17 protein-coding genes and 1 pseudogene are annotated in these 16824 nt (G+C 65.2%); 12 read left to right on the top strand and 6 right to left on the bottom strand.

Translation table 11 applies throughout. The annotated features are described in order from the left end of the window. The first annotated feature begins 13 nt into the window (after positions 1–13). Genes crcB through QZ281_RS03780 form a run of 4 tightly spaced genes read left to right on the top strand, consistent with a single transcriptional unit; the run spans position 14 to position 3693 of the window. The gene (gene crcB / locus QZ281_RS03765; RefSeq protein WP_292224883.1) at positions 14–409 is read left to right on the top strand and encodes a fluoride efflux transporter CrcB; all 396 of its coding nucleotides are present in this window, start codon (positions 14–16) and stop codon (positions 407–409) included. After that, positions 406–1428: an RluA family pseudouridine synthase gene (locus QZ281_RS03770; RefSeq protein WP_292224886.1), complete on the top strand. Its 1023-nt coding sequence runs from the start codon at positions 406–408 to the stop codon at positions 1426–1428. The genes crcB and QZ281_RS03770 overlap by 4 nt, the downstream gene beginning before the upstream one ends. Then, positions 1425–2924, top strand: coding sequence for a putative 2OG-Fe(II) oxygenase (locus QZ281_RS03775; RefSeq protein ID WP_292224888.1), 1500 nt, complete (start codon positions 1425–1427; stop codon positions 2922–2924). The genes QZ281_RS03770 and QZ281_RS03775 overlap by 4 nt, the downstream gene beginning before the upstream one ends. 16 nt (positions 2925–2940) lie before the next feature. Further along, complete coding sequence (locus QZ281_RS03780) at positions 2941–3693, top strand: ATP12 family protein (protein ID WP_292224890.1); 753 nt, start codon at positions 2941–2943, stop codon at positions 3691–3693. Here QZ281_RS03780 and QZ281_RS03785 read toward each other — a convergent pair. Further along, positions 3690–4463, bottom strand: a complete 774-nt coding sequence (locus QZ281_RS03785) for a pseudouridine synthase (protein WP_292224892.1) — start codon at positions 4461–4463, stop codon at positions 3690–3692. The genes QZ281_RS03780 and QZ281_RS03785 overlap by 4 nt on opposite strands. A gap of 276 nt (positions 4464–4739) precedes the next feature. Between QZ281_RS03785 and QZ281_RS03790 the strand changes: the two genes are divergently transcribed. Beyond that, positions 4740–5231, top strand: coding sequence for a hypothetical protein (locus QZ281_RS03790; protein WP_292224894.1), 492 nt, complete (start codon positions 4740–4742; stop codon positions 5229–5231). On the opposite strand, the gene QZ281_RS03795 is transcribed toward QZ281_RS03790, so the two are convergent. Then, the gene (locus tag QZ281_RS03795; protein WP_292224896.1) at positions 5232–5867 is read right to left on the bottom strand and encodes a DUF938 domain-containing protein; all 636 of its coding nucleotides are present in this window, start codon (positions 5865–5867) and stop codon (positions 5232–5234) included. Between the two features lie 200 nt (positions 5868–6067). Between QZ281_RS03795 and QZ281_RS03800 the strand changes: the two genes are divergently transcribed. Together QZ281_RS03800 and QZ281_RS03805 are read left to right on the top strand one after the other, a co-directional pair. Then, complete coding sequence (locus QZ281_RS03800; protein ID WP_292224898.1) at positions 6068–7915, top strand: phosphoenolpyruvate carboxykinase (GTP); 1848 nt, start codon at positions 6068–6070, stop codon at positions 7913–7915. Positions 7916–7975: 60 nt separating this feature from the next. Further along, entirely contained in the window at positions 7976–8989 is a 1014-nt protein-coding gene (locus tag QZ281_RS03805) for an FAD-binding oxidoreductase (RefSeq protein ID WP_292224900.1), read from the top strand. On the opposite strand, the gene QZ281_RS03810 is transcribed toward QZ281_RS03805, so the two are convergent. Further along, entirely contained in the window at positions 8986–9720 is a 735-nt protein-coding gene (locus tag QZ281_RS03810) for a TonB family protein (RefSeq protein ID WP_292224902.1), read from the bottom strand. The two genes, QZ281_RS03805 and QZ281_RS03810, sit on opposite strands and share 4 nt — an antisense overlap. Positions 9721–9864: 144 nt before the next feature. Here QZ281_RS03810 and QZ281_RS03815 point away from each other — a divergent pair, with 144 nt between their 5' ends. Both QZ281_RS03815 and QZ281_RS03820 read left to right on the top strand, forming a co-directional pair. Next, the gene (locus QZ281_RS03815) at positions 9865–10683 is read left to right on the top strand and encodes a transglycosylase SLT domain-containing protein (protein ID WP_292224904.1); all 819 of its coding nucleotides are present in this window, start codon (positions 9865–9867) and stop codon (positions 10681–10683) included. Positions 10684–10772: 89 nt separating this feature from the next. Beyond that, a complete protein-coding gene (locus QZ281_RS03820; RefSeq protein ID WP_292224905.1) occupies positions 10773–11921 on the top strand; it encodes a DUF2336 domain-containing protein in 1149 nt (382 codons plus the stop codon). A 68-nt stretch (positions 11922–11989) separates the two neighbouring features. Here the strand turns inward: QZ281_RS03820 and QZ281_RS03825 are convergent, their stop codons facing one another. From QZ281_RS03825 to QZ281_RS03835, 3 genes are all read right to left on the bottom strand, one after another. Continuing rightward, positions 11990–12466 (bottom strand): Hpt domain-containing protein, encoded by a 477-nt coding sequence (locus QZ281_RS03825; protein ID WP_292224906.1) that lies wholly within the window; start codon positions 12464–12466, stop codon positions 11990–11992. Positions 12467–12529: 63 nt separating this feature from the next. After that, entirely contained in the window at positions 12530–13309 is a 780-nt protein-coding gene (locus QZ281_RS03830) for an NAD kinase (protein WP_292224908.1), read from the bottom strand. Between the two features lie 31 nt (positions 13310–13340). Continuing rightward, the gene (locus tag QZ281_RS03835; RefSeq protein ID WP_292224910.1) at positions 13341–14465 is read right to left on the bottom strand and encodes a DUF2336 domain-containing protein; all 1125 of its coding nucleotides are present in this window, start codon (positions 14463–14465) and stop codon (positions 13341–13343) included. 207 nt (positions 14466–14672) lie between these two features. Between QZ281_RS03835 and QZ281_RS03840 the strand changes: the two genes are divergently transcribed. The 3 genes and pseudogenes from QZ281_RS03840 to QZ281_RS03850 all read left to right on the top strand — a co-directional run. Continuing rightward, positions 14673–15437 carry a class II aldolase/adducin family protein gene (locus tag QZ281_RS03840; protein ID WP_292224912.1) on the top strand — a complete coding sequence of 255 codons (765 nt, stop codon included), beginning with the start codon at positions 14673–14675 and terminating at the stop codon, positions 15435–15437. After that, positions 15383–16201, top strand: coding sequence for a hypothetical protein (locus tag QZ281_RS03845; RefSeq protein WP_363297335.1), 819 nt, complete (start codon positions 15383–15385; stop codon positions 16199–16201). The genes QZ281_RS03840 and QZ281_RS03845 overlap by 55 nt, the downstream gene beginning before the upstream one ends. Before the next feature lie 138 nt (positions 16202–16339). Beyond that, a pseudogene (locus QZ281_RS03850) lies at positions 16340–16824 on the top strand (efflux transporter periplasmic adaptor subunit); the annotation flags it as partial.

Genomic DNA, 16824 nt, shown 5'->3' on the forward strand with positions numbered 1-16824 from the left:
ATAGCGCCGCATCATGACGCGTTTTCTTCTCGTTGCGGCGGGTGGGGCCATCGGCTCCATGGCGCGCTATGGACTGGGCGTCGTCGCCGGGCGGCTGGCGCCCAACGCCGTCTGGCCGCTGGGGACGTTCGGGGCCAACATCATCGGCGGTCTTTTGATGGGGCTGCTGGTCGGATGGCTGGCTTTCCGGGGCGGCGCGCATCAGGAGATGATCCGTCTGTTCGCCGCTGTCGGTGTGCTGGGCGGGTTCACGACCTTTTCTTCCTATTCACTTGAGGCGGCGCAGATGATCGAGCGCCGTCAGTTGGGCCTAGCGGCCTGTTATGTCGTCGGCTCAGTCGTACTGGCCATCGTCGCCCTGTTTGTCGGCCTGATGATCGCCCGCCGCGCCTTTGGAGCCCCCCTTTGACTGACCAACCGCCCGCAGAAGCCCCCAAGCGGGAAGTTCTGACCATCTATGTCGCCGAGGACGAAGACGGCATCCGTCTGGACCGCTGGTTCCGTCGGCGCTGGCCGCACCTGTCGAACATTCAGGTGCAGAAGATGGCCCGCAGCGGCCAGATCCGCGTGGACGGCGCTCGCATCAAGCCCGAAGGTCGCCTGACCGCCGGGGCCGCCGTGCGCGTGCCGCCGATCCCGGACGATACATCGCGTCAGGCCGGCGACGTGCATACGCTGTCGGAAAAGGACATCGCCTTCGCCAAGTCGCTGGTCCTGTACGAAGACGACATGGTCATCGCCATCAACAAACCGCACGGTCTGGCCGTGCAGGGCGGCACCAAGACCAGCCGCCATGTTGACCGTCTTCTGTCAGCTTGGGGCGAGGGGATGGATCGTCCGCGTCTGGTTCACCGTCTGGACCGCGACACATCCGGCGTCCTGCTGCTGGGCAAGGGGCCGGAGGCGGCCAAGCGTCTGGCGGGCGCCTTTGCACGACGTCAGGCCAAGAAGACCTATTGGGCCATCGTCATCGGCAACCCGAAACCCTATTCGGGCCAGATCGACATGCCGCTGAAGAAGACCGGCATCAATGACTTCGAGATGATGCGTCCCGCCGAGCGCAAGGACCCGCGCGCCGAACCGGCCGAGACGGCGTTCAGCACCATCAGTCGCGCCTCGCACCGCGCCGCCTGGATGGCCTTGCGCCCCTTCACCGGACGGACCCACCAACTGCGCGCCCATATGGCGGGCATCGGCCACCCGATCTTGGGTGACCCGAAATACGGTGACGACAAATCCAAGGAACTGTCCGGTTCTCTGAAGCTGCAACTGCACGCCCGCAGCATCGAACTGGATCACCCGCGCGGCGGCGTGCTGAACGTGACGGCCCCGCTGAGCCCCGAAATGAAGGCCGGTTTCGCCCACTTCGGCTTCTCCGAAGATGAAGCCGAGAACGACCCCTTCCTGGGTGTGAAGAGGATCCGGTGACGAACCCGGCCCAGATCGAGCGCGATCGGGCGCAGGTCAGTCAGGCCGCAGCCTTGGCCGAGATTGGCCGGGTGGATGAGGCGATGGCGATCCTGGCTGGGATTACGGTCCGGGGCGATGCGCCCTGGCAGGCAGTTTCGGCCCATGCGGATCTGCTGAAAAAAGCAGGGCGGCTGAGCGACGGCGCCGAGCAGTATCGGCGCCTGACCGTCTTGCGGCCGCAGAGCATTCCGACGCGGCACAATCTGGCTTCGACCCTGGGTGATTTGGGGCAAGCGGGGGAAGCTGAAGTCTGGTGCCGCCAAGCAATGGCGCTGGGTGGCGATGCGCCGGAGACTTGGTTGGTTCTGGCGCGGGCGTTGCAGGCGCAGAACCGATTTGACGAGGCGGAACAGGCCTATCGTCAGGCATTGGCGCGACGGCCAGCCTATGTCGATGTGTTGCGTGATCTTAGCCAACTGATCTGGATGCGGGACGCTGATGTGGCGGCGGCGACAGCGGTGCTCGATCCGGTGATCGCGGCGTCGCCAGGCGAGCCTGCACTGCGTCAGATCAAGGCGCGGCTACTGGAATATGCGGGGCAGGTCGAGGCCGCGTATCAGGCGTTGACAGCAGGGCCTCTGGATGGTGCTGGCGAACTGGCGGCGGCTTATCTGATCCAAGCACGTGATCCACATAGGGCGCTGGGTCATGCTGAGCGCGCGGCGACGCTGGCGTCAGGGCCTCAACCGGCTATCATGGTGGCGCAGGTCGCTTGCCATCTGGCGCTGGGCCAGTCGCAAGCTGCGTTGAAACTGATCGACGTGCTGCGTGAGATGGAGCCGCGGAACCAGCACGTCTTGGCCTGTCAGGCGACGGCGTGGCGGATGGTCGACGATCCCCGCTATCGTGAACTCTACGACTATGACGCCTTTGTGCGGCCCTATCGACTGGAGGCTCCGGAAGGGTGGGCGACGCTGGAGGTCTATCTGGTCGATCTGGCCAAGGCGCTGCACGATCTGCACAGCCTGAAGACCCATCCTGTCGGTCAGTCCTTGCGGGGCGGATCGCAAACCAATGCGCCTCTTTCGCAGAGCGACGACCCCGCGATCCGGGCTTTCTTTAAGGTCATCGATAAGCCGATCCGCGACTATATGGCGGCTGTGGGGCAGGGCAGTGATCCTCTGCGAGCGCGCAACACGGGTGACTATCGCGTGAAGGGGAGTTGGTCCGTACGGTTGCGCCCCAACGGATTTCATACCGATCACATCCATTCGGAAGGCTGGCTGTCGTCGGCCTGCCATATCGAACTGCCGCCTGCGGTCGATGGGGATGGGCGTGAGGGTTGGCTGCGGTTTGGCGCGCCGCCCATACTGCCGGACATGGCGGCCGAACATTATGTACGGCCTCAACCGGGGACGCTCGTGCTGTTCCCCTCCTATATGTGGCATGGCACCCAGCCGTTCGGTGGCGAGGTGTCGCGCCTGACGCTGGCCTTCGATGTTGTGCCTGAATGAGTTTTACGGACCTTCCATGACTGAACCCAACACACCGCATCGTCCGCGTTTCGTCGAACTGTCGCCTGACCGGGTGTCGCGCTTCTGGAAAGAGGTGACGGTCGCGTCGCACACGGATGGGGGCTGGGCGGTTCTGCTGGATGGCCGCACGCCCAAGACGCCGGCCAAGGCGCAACTGGTTCTGCCGACAGAGGCGGCGGCGCGGTTGGTGGCGGATGAGTGGGCGGCGCAGGGTGAGTTTCTGGACCCCAACACCATGCCTGCGACGCGTCTGGCGTCGACCGCCATCGACCGGATCGGTCAGGCGCGCGAGCCGGTGGCGGACGAGATTGCTGCCTATGCCGGGACGGACGTAGTCTGTTATCTGGCCGAGCATCCGACGCCGCTGGTGAAACGTCAGGAAGCGGCCTGGACGCCTTGGCGTGAGTGGGCTGCGCGCGAGATGGGCGTGGCGCTGGAGCCTGCCGTTGGCATCATCCACCAGCCCCAGTCAGAGGCGTCGATTGCGCGGGTGAAGGCCCATGCCCTGACGTTGGACGATATGCGTCTGACAGGACTGGCGACGGCTGTGCCGCTTCTGGGGTCAGCGGTTTTGGCGCTGGCGCTGGAGCAGGGGGTGCTGCCCGGCGAAGAGGCCTTTGACCTGTCGCGCATCGATGAACTGTTCCAGGAGGAACAGTGGGGCGTGGATGCTGAGGCGGCAGAGCGCACCGAGGCGCGGCGGGCTGAGGCGGTTCTGCTGCAGCAGTGGTTTGCCGCGCTCGCCTAGAGTTCGCCTTTGGCCTGAGTGATCAGGGCGTCGCGTTCGGCTGGTGTCAGGTGGCGCCAGCGGCCTTCGGGCAGGTCGCCGAGCAGGAGGGGGCCGACGCGGACGCGGTAGAGGTCGACGACCTCCAGTCCGACCAGTTCGCACATGCGGCGGATCTGGCGGTATTTGCCCTCTGTCAGGATGAAGCGCAGGCGCTGTGGTTCGATCTGGGTGACGCGAGCAGGCTTGAGCGCCTTGCCGTTCAACTCCAGCCCGTGGCGCAGCTTGCTGAGCTTGCCTTCGGTGACATGGCCGTCGACGACGACGAGGTATTCCTTGTCCAGTTCAGAGGCGGGGCCGATCACGGCCTTGGCGACGACGCCGTCAGATGAAAGCAGCAGAAGGCCGCGCGAATCTTCGTCCAGTCGTCCGATGGGGGGAAGCGAGGCGTCACGTGCGGGCGTCTCGCCTTCGCCGACGCGGTTGGGCGTTTTCAGCAGGCGTACGGCGGGGATCTTGCCGGGGTCGGGCTGGCCGGAGACATAGCCGACCGGCTTGTGCAGCAGGATGGTCATGCCCGACGCCAGGGCATGCTGGGCTGTGTCGTTCAGCGTCAGGGTCTGGCCGGGTTCGATCTTGCGCCCAGCGTCGCTGATGATCTCGCCGTCGATGGAGACGAAGCCCTCGGCGATCAGGCTTTCGGCCTCGCGGCGTGAACAGACGCCGGTCTGACCCAGCCATTTGTTGACGCGAACCGGTTCGTCGCCGTCATAGGTGCGGGTGAAGGCCATCGTGTTCCGTCCAAATCGATGGCGCTGTCTAGGGCGGTGCGGGCCTATCAGCAAGCCGGTGCGTGACGGTGAAATCAACGACGGCGAACGAAGTCGGCTTAAGGTTGATATTCAGCCGTTTGCCACTATATTTCGCGTCATTCCACAAATGATCAAAAGTGCGGGGCGGCGATCATTGATCCCGTCGATTTTCATTTTTCTGATCAGTTGTGACGGTGGTTCGGCGGCATGGGTCGCATGACCTGTCGTTTTATTGAAACCCACAAAGGAGACGCCTTGTACGCTCAAAGCAAATCTTCCGCTCCCCGCTCGCGCACTGGTTATCACCGCCCCGTTCCGACCCGTTTGCGCATGGGTCTGGTGATGCGGCGTAACATGGACTTTGGCGAACTGGGGGATGTGGAAGGCGCGCTGCGGGCTGAGGGTGTCGGCCTGGCCCCGATTTCGACCGGTGAAGGCAGCCTGATCGCGGGCGGCGTGACCGTGTTGGCGACTGCGACGGCGACTGACATCGTCGAAGGACGACTGAAGGGTCTGGTCGTACCAGGTGGTTTGGCGGACGAGGCCGGTCTGGCCGCCGTGCGTTCGCTGGTCGATCTGGCGCGCGCCAATGGCCTGACGGTCATCGCCCTGGCGGATGCCGTTTCCGTTGCCGCCGAGAGCTTTGGCGTTGCGGCCGAAGCGCCGGGCGCCGTGTTCAAGGACGGCGGCGTGACCCTGTTGAACGAGGGCGCTCAACTGTCGAAGATCGTCTCCGCAATCGTCTGATCAGAAACGCCGGAACAGCAGCATCAGGTTGTTGGCCGGCATTTCGACCCTGAGGGTTGAGGCGAGGCCATGCGACTTGGCCAACGCCTCGACCTCGGAGCGGTCGCGCAGTCCCCAGGCGGGGTTGCGCGACTTCAGACTGTCGTCAAACGCGGCGTTTGACGGGGCCAGCGGAACCTCGGCCTCGCGATAGGGGCCGTACAAGACCAGCAGGCCGCCGGGGCGTCGCAGGACGCGACCGGCCAGATTCATCAGCCCCTCGGTCGCCGGCCAGGGGCTGATGTGCGTCATGTTCGCACAGAACATCGTGTCGAACGTGCCTGTTGGCCAGGTCGAGGCGTCGGCGGCGTCCAGCGGCAGGGCCGGTTGCACATTGGCGGCGCCGACCTGTTGCGCCCAGGCGGAGATACTGGCGCGGGCCTCGGCGCTGGGGTCGCTGGGTGTCCAGGTCACGCCGGGCAGGGCAGAGGCGAAGGTCACGGCGTGCTCGCCTGATCCAGACGCGATCTCCAGCACCGATCCGTGGGCCGGAAGATGGGCGCGCAGCACCTTCAGAATCGCATCGCTGTTGCGTCGCGCGGCGGGCGAGGTCAGTGCGCCATCGGGCAGGGTGGTGAGGGTGTCGAGAGTTTGCACGGTCGTCTTTCTAGCGCCGAACTTGCCCGATCGCATCCGTGATCTTTTGTCGTGGACACCGGTAGACATCGACAGTTTCTTGCGCAGTTTGACGTGGCGGAAAGAGCGGAGCAATTCGCCTGTAACAGTGCGTGAACGTCGCGTGCTGATGGCCACGGCGGCGTCAGATCGTCGGGCTTGGACGCTCAGGAGAAGCCCTTTTGTCGATTCCCGTAACGCCCGGACTCCGTCCAGCGCCCACCAACCATGCCGGGCTGATCGCCTGGGTTGAGCAGATCGCCGCTCTGACTAAGCCTGACCGGGTTCACTGGTGCGATGGGTCCGAAGGCGAGAAGCAGGCGATCATTGCGGACCTGCTGGCCAAGGGCACGCTGAAAGAACTGGATCAGACCAAGCGGCCCGGCTGTTATTACGCTGCCTCTGATCCGCGCGACGTGGCGCGCGTCGAGAGCCGCACCTTCATCTGTTCGGACGATGAAGTTGACGCTGGCCCGACCAATAACTGGGCCGATCCGATCGAGATGCGTGATCGTCTGGACGGGCTGTTCGACGGCTGCATGATCGGGCGGACCATGTATGTCGTGCCCTTCTGCATGGGGCCGTTGGGCTCGGCCATCAGTGCTCTGGGCGTCGAGATCACCGACAGCGGCTATGTCGCCATTTCGATGGGCGTCATGACCCGCATGGGCAAGCCTGCGCTGGACCAACTGGGCGACAGGGGCGTGTTCGTGCCTGCCGTTCATACGCTGGGCGCGCCGCTGGCGCAGGCACAGGCCGATGTGCCGTGGCCCTGCAACGACGACAAGTGGATCGTCCATTTCCCGGAGACGCGGGAGATCTGGTCCTATGGCTCGGGCTATGGCGGCAACGCCCTGCTGGGCAAGAAATGCTACGCTCTGCGGATCGCTTCGATCATGGCCCGCGACGAGGGCTGGTTGGCCGAACATATGCTGATCCTGAAGCTGACCAGCCCGCAGGGTTCGGTCAAATATGTCGCCGCCGCCTTCCCCTCGGCCTGCGGCAAGACGAATCTGGCCATGCTGCAGCCGACGCTGGCAGGTTGGAAGGCGGAAACCGTGGGCGACGACATCGCCTGGATGCGGTTCGGCGATGACGGGCGGCTGTATGCGGTGAACCCGGAGGCGGGCTTCTTCGGCGTGGCGCCCGGCACCAGCCGCGACACCAACCACAATGCGCTGGAGACGCTGGCAACCAACACCATCTTCACCAACACCGCCCTGACGCATGACGGCGATGTGTGGTGGGAAGGCCTGACCAAACAGGCGCCGGACGGCCTGACCAACTGGAAGGGACAGCCGCACGATCATACGTCCGGCGAACCGGCGGCGCATCCGAACGCCCGTTTCGCCGCCCCCGCTGGTCAATGCCCGGCCATCGCGGCGGAATGGGAAGACCCCAGGGGCGTGCCGATCGACGCCATCCTGTTTGGTGGGCGCCGGGCCAGTGCGGTGCCGCTGGTCACCGAGGCGTTCGATTGGGAACACGGCGTCTTCATGGGTTCGACCGTAGCGTCGGAAGGTACGGCGGCGGCAGAGAACAAGGTCGGCGAACTGCGCCGTGACCCGTTCGCCATGCTGCCCTTCTGCGGCTACAACATGGGTGACTATTTCGCGCACTGGCTCAAGATGGGGCAGGGGCGCGACGCCTCGAAACTGCCGCGCATCTTCTTCGTCAACTGGTTCCGTAAGGATCAGGACGGCAAGTTCGTCTGGCCGGGCTTTGGCGACAATTCGCGCGTGCTGAAGTGGATTTCACAACGGATCGACGGTGAGGCGGAGGCGGAGGATACGGCCGTCGGGCGCGTCCCGACGCAAGGTTCGCTGGACCTTTCGGGGCTGGACCTGTCGCAAGCCCACCTGTCGACCCTGCTGGACGTCGACGCCGAGGTGTGGCGCGAAGAGGCGGCGCTTATCCCGGCCTTTTATGAGAAGTTCGGCGACCGGTTGCCCCGGGCCCTCTGGGCGCAGCACGCGGCCCTGGTCGAGCGGCTGGAGACGCGCGGCAAGACGGTCATCGCCGCAGAATAAGCTGGGGTTTCCGGTCCAAACCGGGTTGCAATAAGAGCGTCACGGGTCGATCTGAGGCCCGTGACGACATCTCCTCCCATCGTGATTATCGGCGCGGGCGTTCTGGGCCTCTGCACGGCGTTTGAGCTCCAACGCCGGGGCCATGCCGTGCGCGTGATTGATCCGGGCGCGGTGAATGCGTCGCTAGTCGCGGCGGGCATGGTGGCCCCGGCGATGGAGGCGGCCATCGACAATGTGCCGCTGGAACAGGCGCAACTGTTTCGGGCGGGGCGCGACCTGTGGCCGGATTTCGCCGAGGCGGCCGGGATCAATCTGGCGCGCCGTCCGGCGGAATGGCGTGGCGGTGATGTGGGCGGCATCGAGGCGCGCTTGAGCACGCTGGGCTTCGCCGCCCGTCGCGAAGGCGACCGGGTCGTCACCGATGAAGATTATCAGGTTGAACCGGCTCAGGCGGTTCCCTCGCTGAAGAAGTCGCTGGGCGATGCCGTTGTTCAGGGGCGTGTCAGCGGCGTCGACCACTCAGGCAATCTGTGGCGGGTTTTCGTTGGCGGTGAAACCATTGAGGCGTCGGCTGTAGTTGTGGCGACAGGGGCGGCGGATGCTGTCGCTGGCTTGCCAACGGCAGCACATGATCTGGTCGCCGCGATCCAGCCGATCCGAGGCCAGATCGGGGTGATAACGCAGGCGCTGACACCCCATGTCGTGCGAGGGCCGGGGGCCTATGTCGCGCCGATGGCGGACGGATCGGTGGTTGGGGCCACGATGGAGCCGGGCAGCCGGGATACAGCACCGGATGCCGCGACAGGCGAGCGACTGATGCAGGCGGCATGGCGGGTTCTGAACCAGACGCCGGAACTGCTGGAGATTGAATGGCGCGCTGGTGTTCGTGGGGCGTCAGCCGATGGAATGCCGATGGCCGGGCCTGCGCCGGATGCGGAAGGGCTGTTCTTCGCCCTGGCCCCGCGCCGCAATGGTTGGCTGCTGGGGCCGTTGGTGGCGATGATCGTCGCCGATGCGGTCGAGGGACGGGCCCCGTCGCAGGAAGCCCGCGCCCTCGACCCTCGACGGTTTTAATCCGCCATCGCGAAGCGGACGGTGAAGTTGACCGTCGCGCCGTCAACAGCGTGTCCGTCAACCGTGCGCGGGTTCATGCGGAAGTCCCGCGTCAGGCTCTGGGCCGCGCGGCCAAAGCCCTGGCCGTTCGGCGTTTCGCCCACGACACGGCAGCCCGTCAGGCCCCCATCGACGCGGACCACGCAGCTCAGGCTGGCGGAGCCCGCCGTGCCGTTTTCGGCCGCGCGTGTCGGATAGGCGCGCGCCATCTGTGCGGCAGACGGGCGACTGGCCCAGGTGGGGTTGTTGATCACCGAGGCGGCGCGCGGCGGGGTCTCGACCGGAGCCGTGCCGCCTTCAACGCCGGTCGGCGTCGTGCTGACGATGATCTGGCCGGGAGGCGCGAAGCTGGTCGGGTTTTCCGGCGGCGTCAGTGGGATCGTCGGCACGTCGATCGGCACGGTCAGGACCGGCTTGTGGATCGGCGTCGGTGGGGCTGCCGTCACGGTTGGCGGCAAGGGTTTGGTCTCAGGCGGGCGGTACATGACGACGTCCACCGGACTGTCCGGCGGGGTCGGTGCAACCATCCCGCTCAATTCAAAACGCTGATTATACAGAACGACCCCTGCCGCCACGTGCAGGACGACCGATACGCCAATAGCGCCCCACATCCAGCGAGGGATGGGTTTTCTGCGTTCCCCGAAGTCGATGGGGCTGATCAGGCCGGGACCTCCGGCGGCGCGGATCATCATGATATGCACTCCCTCGTTCACCGCCCCCGCAGCGCCCGTAACGTGAAGTGAGCGTCAAGGTTGTGGCGGCTTTACGGCGGAGGTTTCAGGTTCGACCAACGTCGATCCTTAACGGCGGCGTTAAGGATTAGGGTTTCGTTAACCATGCTCGCAGACCCTCCGCGCATGGGCATCGGATCGATTCCATCTTCCAGCGGCGTAGAGACGGCCATCCGGCGCGCCTCCAATGCCGTTGGCGTGGACTTCGACTTCCTGATGAAGACCGCGCGGCGCGAAAGCGCGATGAACCCGTCGGCCAAGGCGCGGACCTCATCGGCGGCAGGCCTGTTCCAGTTTATCGAACAGACGTGGCTGTCCACGGTCAAACAACATGGTCCCCAGCATGGATACGGCCAGTACGCCGACCTGATCCAGCGCGGATCGGATGGACGCTGGCGGGTAGATGGATCGGCGCGCAATGTGGTGCTGGATCTGCGGTTCGACCCGCAGGCGGCTTCGACGATGGCTGCGGAACTGACTGCATCGAACGCGGCCTATCTGCGTGGGCGAACGGGCAAGGAGCCGGGGGCAGGCGATCTGTACGCGGCCCACTTCCTGGGTCCGGCGGGCGCGGCGAACCTGATGCAGGCGATGGACCGCAACCCGAACGGCAGCGCGGCGGCCCTGTTCCCCGATGCGGCGCGGGCGAACCGCAGCATCTTCTATCGCGATGGGCGCGCGGCCACGGTGGCAGAGGTTCACGCCAATCTGCAACGCACGGCGGGGCAGGGCGCGCCAGCCAGCGGCGCGGGGGAGGGGACGCTGGCGGCGCCCAGTCTGAGCGAGCGCGACCAGATGCTGGCCGCGCGGCTGGACCGTCTGAAGCAGGATCAGGGGCTTTTGGCCCTGCTGCTGGGCCAGGACGGACAGTCCAGCAGCGGCTTTGGCGGCGCCTTTTCTCCGGGCGGAAAAGAATCGACCTGAAACCGGTTTCGACAGGTCGATGGTAAACCGGACGTTAAGCATGGCAGTGTGATCGTAAGGGCAACGTCCGATTCCTTCACGAGCTGTCCATGACCGCCTACCGCGCACGATTGACCGAAGTGGACATTCGCCGCCTGATCAAGGCGACGGACGAGGACGAACGGGCCGAAGCGGCGCACAAGATGTGCCGCAGCATGGAAGCCGCCGAACTGGACGAGACGGGCCGAGAGGCGGCGCAGAAGATCATCCGCCTGATGTCGCAGGACGCCGCAGAAATGGTGCGCCGGGCCATGGCGATCACGCTGAAGGCCTCGGACCTGATCCCCAATGATGTGGCGCGCAGACTGGCCGCCGATCTGGACAGCATCGCCCTGCCGATCATCGCCGCCAGCCCGGCGTTCAGTGATGACGACCTGATCGAGATCGTCCGCGCCGGTTCGCCTGTGCGCCAGACGGCGGTTGCGGGGCGCCAGCGGGTGTCGCGCGATGTGGCGACGGCCTTGGCCAACGAAGGATGCGAGCAGTCGGTGCGGACACTGGCTGCAAACGACAATGCCGATATCAGCGAGGCAGCCCTGGGTGTGGTCGTTGATCGTTTTTCAGCCTCGCCGGAGGTGGTGACGGCGGTTGCCTATCGTCAGGTTCTGCCGCTGTCGGTGACAGAACGGCTGATCGAACTGGCCAGCGATACCGTGCGCGAGCATCTGGTGACGCGCCATGCGGTTGCGCCTGAAACCGCCATCCGTCTGGCCCAGTTTGCGCGTGAGCGGGCGACGATTGATCTGGTGGATCAGGCGGCGGCCAGCGCTGATCTGCCCGCTTTTGTCGCTCAACTGAATAATCGAAAAGCTTTGACGGCGTCGCTGCTGCTGCGCGGTCTGGCGCGCGGACAGATGGCCTTGTTCGAGCATGGACTGGCTGAACTGGCGCATACGCCGCATCAGCGCGCCTGGTTGATGGTGCATGACGCCGGGCCTTTGGGTCTGAAGGCCATCTATGACCGTGCGGGGCTTCCGCCGCGCCTGTTCCAGGCCTTCCGCGCCGGTGTCGACACCTGGCGGACGCTGGCGGCTGAGGGGGCTGACACTTCTGGCGCGCCCTTCCGTCAGAAGATGTTGGAACGGTTCGTGACCCAGCGTCCGAACGTGATGCGCGATGATCTGGCCTATCTGATGGAGCGTCTGGATCAGGCGCCGCCGCCGCGTGCTTCCCATGCTGTCGCCGCCAACGCTGCCTGACAGCAGTCATCGAAACGAAAAAGGCCCGCCGGATCGGCGGGCCTTTCGTCTGTCTTCAGCGATTGTTCTCAGCCTGCGCGGTGCTCGGCCACCTTGGCTTCCAGGGTTTCGGCCAGAACCCGTCCGGTGGGATTTTCGTCAGTCTTGATCTGGTCGCGAACGATGGCGCGCAGCGCGTCCACATGGGCGTCCAGAATCACCGCAGGCGCCGTCATGCGCCGGGCCGGATCATCCAGCATTCGGCACAGCGAACCGGCGATCCGCGTGACCAGCGGGTATTCGTAGGTCGTGCCGAGACCCTTCAGGTCATGCGCGCGGAAATACAGGGCCTCGGCCGTTTCGGGGGTGTATCCCTTTTCGCGGATGTCGGCCTGGGCCTTGTCCAGCTTGGTGATTTCGTCGTTCAGCCACTGGCCGAACTGGGCCGACATGGCCTTCAGCGCCTCTTCCGCCTTGGCGATGGCGTCTGCGTTGATGTTGAACCCGCCGCCGACCTTCATACGAAGCGTGTTGGGCGGGCGGCTGATATGCGCCGGGTTACTCATGGCGGTCTCCAAAAGACTATCGCCTAAAAGCTTAAGCGCACGCCCTTAAGAAGGCGTGACCGGTCAGTTGGTGAACTGCTCGGCCATGACGCGCTCTTCGAACGAACGCCCCGCGTCGAACAGCATGGTCAGGGTGACGTCACGGCGTTCACGCACCTCCACGGCGGCGACGCGGCGGACTTCGAAATTGTCAGCGGTGGCGGAGACGGGCCGTTTGCCGGGCTCCAGCACGTCGAAACGCACCCTGGCGCCGTGTGAGAGCAGGGCGCCGCGCCAGCGGCGAGGACGGAAGGCGCTGATCGGCGTCATCGCCAGAACGCGGGCGTCCAGCGGAATGATCGGGCCGTGCGCCGACAGGTTATAGGCGGTGGACCCGGCAGGTGTCGCCACCAGACAGCCGTCGCACGACAACTCCTCCAGGCGCACGCGGCCATCCACGGAGATCTTCAGCTTGGCGCTCTGGCGCGTCTGGCGCAGCAGCGAAACTTCGTTGATCGCCAGTCCCGTCTGCACCTCGCCGCTTTCAGTCCAGGCGTCCATCTGCAGCGGATGAATGACCGTGCGCTCGGCGGCGCTGATCCGTTCCAGTAGGTCGTCTTCCTCATAATCGTTCATCAGGAAGCCGACCGAGCCGCGGTTCATCCCATAGACCGGCGTGCGGCGCTTCAGATTGGCGTGCAGCGTCTCCAGCATCTGACCGTCGCCGCCGATGGCCACGATCACATCGGCCTCGGCCTCGGACACGGCGCCATAGCGTGCAATCAGGGTGCGCCGCGACGCCTGGGCTTCCGGGCGGTCGCTGGCGATGAAGGCCAGGGCAGGGGGCGATTCAAGCTTGGTCACTGGCGGACGTGAACCGAGGCGGCGGCCCAAGTCAAACGTTTGAAGGCGTTTCCATCATTTGGCGGAAGGCGCGCGCGGCAGTTTGCGGATGCATGGCGCTGGCGCTCCACCGGGCTTCGGTAGGCAGGCCGCCCGTCAGTTTACGCACTTCGGTCAGCAGGGAGGCGAAGACGGCCCGATCCACGCCCACCGCGACGCAGGCCAGATAGAGGGCTTCCGCCGTTGGCGCATGCACGGCGGCGCGCACGCTCGATATGGGAAATTCGCCCAGGGCGGCCAGGGCTTCCTCAAACAGATTGAGGCGTTCCTCACGCAGAGCGCGGACCAGCAAGCCGGGGCGGAGTTGGCCCGAGGTTTTCAGTTTGTCGACCAGACGGCGTTCCATCTCCGGCCGGTCATCCTGGTCTGTTCGGCGGTTGGGCGCAGGCATGGCGCGCCAACCCACGGCGCCGCCTGTGCGGGATGCGTCGTCGGCGGCCTGCTGAATGGTCGCGCCCAGCAACGCGTCGTCGATGCGGAAACGCTCGCCTATGGATTGGCGCAGGGCCTGACCAACCCATTGATAGAGTTGCTGGGCCTGGGCTTCACTGAGGCGCGGATGACGCGACAGGGGCGCACGCAGGCCTGCGATGCGGCGTGACTGGTCCACCAGACGGCCCATTGACGTGTCGTTGATCAGGGCCGTGCGGTTCGAGGCCAAGGCCGTCATGGTGACCGCCTCGCCACGGTCAATAATGGCGTCCGCGACAGCGCCGGACAGATAGGGGCGGCGGGCGACGGCGATCTGGTGTTCCAGCGTGGCCTCGACCAGAACGCGGATCAGGTCGCCGTCCTGCAACAGCGGGCTGGCGGCGATGATTGGCCCGGCGATCTCGATTTCGTCCAGCGCCAGCATGTTGATCAGGGCGGGCGGCGCCCAATCGACCTGTGACAGTCGTTGAGACAGGATTTTGCGCACATCCCGTTCGGCTTGCCTGGCCAGGGTCAGGAAGACTTCGCCCAGCACCGGAGAGGCGCCGCTTTCGGGCGGAGAGGCTTCGCACAGGGCGACGATGGACAGGAGCAGCCGCTGGCGGTCGTCAATGTCGCGACTACGGGCCAGTTCGACGAGTGCGCGTCCGTCCCTGTCGGAAACGGCCTTTTGGGGCGTCCTCATTTGAACGACAGCAGGCACGATGCTTCCCCCGACGGGCGTTGATGGCCGTAACGCTACGGCTGTGGGCATGAAGGGCGGGTTAACTACACCTGCAGACAGCCGCATGACGTAACGTCAGCCTTGGTTTGCGCGCCTTGACGCCGTCTCAAAGCCGGTGGACGCTGAGAAAAAGCCCGGCAGAGGCGCGATCAGTGACAAGAGGAAATCATGGCTGACGGCAGCGTTGCATCATTGAAAACCCGTGTGTCGGAGGCCGAATGGCAGACGCGCGTGGAGTTGGCCGCCCTCTATCGCCTGGTGGCGCTGAACGGGTGGGACGACATGATCTTCACCCACATCTCAGCGCGTGTTCCGGGGCCTGAGCATCATTTCCTGATCAATCCCTACGGCTATTATTTCGATGAAATCACGGCCTCGTCGCTGGTGAAGGTCGATCTGGAAGGCAACATCGTTCAGGACACGACCAACTTCATCAATCCGGCCGGCTTCACCATCCACTCGGCGGTTCATGCCGCGCGTGAGGACGCCAAGTTCGTCATCCACCTGCACACCGTGAACGGCGTCGGTGTGGCGGCCCAGCAGCACGGTTTGCTGCCGATCAGCCAGAACGCGTGTTTACTGCAGCATCAGGTTGCTTATCATGGGTACGAGGGGTTGGCCTTGAACCATGACGAACGCGAACGTCTGGTCGCCGACCTGGGGGACAAGCCGCTGATGTTGCTGCGTAATCACGGCACCTTGGCGGTCGGGGAAACGGCGGCTCAGGCATGGATCGGCATCTTCTTCCTGGAGAGGGCCTGCGCACAGCAGGTCGCGGCGCTGTCAGGCGGGCGCGACTATGTCCTGATTGCGCCGGACGAGGCGCAGAACGAAACCAAGGAGCAGGGGCGGGGGATCGGCTTCATCTCCGGTCTGGCGTGGCCCGGGGCGTTGCGCCAACTGGATCGCAAGTCGTCCGGCTACGACGTCTGACGACGGCAGGGGCCGGGGCGTTCGCCCTGGTCCTGATCCCCACGGCGGTCGTCGCCGGGGCCTGGACCCAGCCCAAGGGGCAGGGGCAGGTGATCGTCAAATACGAGGATATGCGCGCCGACGAAGGGTTCGACCCATCCGGCGACACCCTGCCCCTGCCAGCGCGACGCCGGGACGCTGCGGTGGGGCTGTTTGCAGAATATGGTCTGACAGATCGCCTGACGCTGCAGCTGAAGGCCGACTGGCAGAGCGGCGAGGACGCCTTTGTCGACTATGAAGGGCGTGGTCCGGTCGAACTGGGGCTGACGTGGAAGGTCTGGCGCGACGATCACAATGCCGTCAGCCTCTACGCCGGATACGCCGAGGCGGGAGAGGGGCGTAACGCCGGTTACGCCGCGCCGGGCGTCGGCGGTCATGATTGGGAAATGCGCGCCTCTGCCGGTCGGTCGATAAAAGTAGCAGACCGGCTGGGCCTGGACAGCGCCTTTGTTGAGGTTCAGGCCGCCAGGCGATTGCGCAGCGACCTGCCTGATGAAACGCGCGCGGACCTTACTGTGGGCGGACGGTTCGGCGGTCACTGGATGGTGTTGGGCCAGGCCTTCGGCGGTGCGGCGGACGGCGGTGCGCGCTGGGCCTCGGTCGAGGGATCGCTGGTGCGCGACCTGGGCGAATGGAGCATCCAGGCGGGCTGGCGCGAAACCGTGGCGGGTCGCGAGACGCCCCTTGCGCGAGGTTTCACCCTAGCGATCTGGCGACGTTTTTGACGCGACGAAAGTTGCGACGGATTTCTCTCGGATCAACGTTAGACTCAGAACGTTCGGCGCTTCATTATAGACACTTAATGTTGCGCCTGTTCCTTGAGTCGCTAAGCGTGCGCGGCTTCACCATGTGAGAGACACCGCGTGTTCAAACGGCATTTTTTCCTGATCGCTGCTGGCGTGTTGCTGGCGCTCATGGTCGTCGCGGCGGTTCTGAAAATTGTCTTTGCACATGATGGTCCGCAAGCCGGACCTGGCGCTGGACGCGGCGGCGCTCGTGGACAGCAGGTGTCTGAGGCTGTGGTCGGATCGCGCCAATTCTCGGACCAGATCCGGGTGCTGGGCGTGGCGCGCGGCGCAAAGTCGGTCAATATCACCTCGCCCACGACCCAGTTGATCACGCGCGTCATGTTCGTTGACGGGCAATATGTGTCGGCGGGCGCGCCTCTGGTTGAACTGCAGGCGCGAGAGGAAGAGGCCACGGTCATCGAGGCGCGGGCGCGGGTCGCTCAGGCGCAGCGGGAATATGATCGGTACAAGAATCTGACCGACCGGGGCGTCGCGCCGCGCATCATGCTGGAGCAGGCCGAGACCGCGCTGGCCACGACCCAGGCGTCCTTGCAGGCAGC

Source organism: Brevundimonas sp. (assembly GCF_018608325.1).
Lineage (GTDB): Bacteria > Pseudomonadota > Alphaproteobacteria > Caulobacterales > Caulobacteraceae > Brevundimonas.

What these genes read in the sequence shown, in the direction of transcription:
- crcB (WP_292224883.1), top strand. Translation starts at nt 14, where the DNA reads ATGACGCGTTTTCTTCTCGTTGCGGCGGGTGGGGCCATCGGCTCCATG.
- QZ281_RS03780 (WP_292224890.1), top strand. Translation starts at nt 2,941, where the DNA reads ATGACTGAACCCAACACACCGCATCGTCCGCGTTTCGTCGAACTGTCG.
- QZ281_RS03785 (WP_292224892.1), bottom strand. Translation starts at nt 4,463, where the DNA reads ATGGCCTTCACCCGCACCTATGACGGCGACGAACCGGTTCGCGTCAAC.
- QZ281_RS03810 (WP_292224902.1), bottom strand. Translation starts at nt 9,720, where the DNA reads ATGATGATCCGCGCCGCCGGAGGTCCCGGCCTGATCAGCCCCATCGAC.
- QZ281_RS03815 (WP_292224904.1), top strand. Translation starts at nt 9,865, where the DNA reads ATGCTCGCAGACCCTCCGCGCATGGGCATCGGATCGATTCCATCTTCC.
- QZ281_RS03820 (WP_292224905.1), top strand. Translation starts at nt 10,773, where the DNA reads ATGACCGCCTACCGCGCACGATTGACCGAAGTGGACATTCGCCGCCTG.
- QZ281_RS03825 (WP_292224906.1), bottom strand. Translation starts at nt 12,466, where the DNA reads ATGAGTAACCCGGCGCATATCAGCCGCCCGCCCAACACGCTTCGTATG.
- QZ281_RS03835 (WP_292224910.1), bottom strand. Translation starts at nt 14,465, where the DNA reads ATGAGGACGCCCCAAAAGGCCGTTTCCGACAGGGACGGACGCGCACTC.
- QZ281_RS03840 (WP_292224912.1), top strand. Translation starts at nt 14,673, where the DNA reads ATGGCTGACGGCAGCGTTGCATCATTGAAAACCCGTGTGTCGGAGGCC.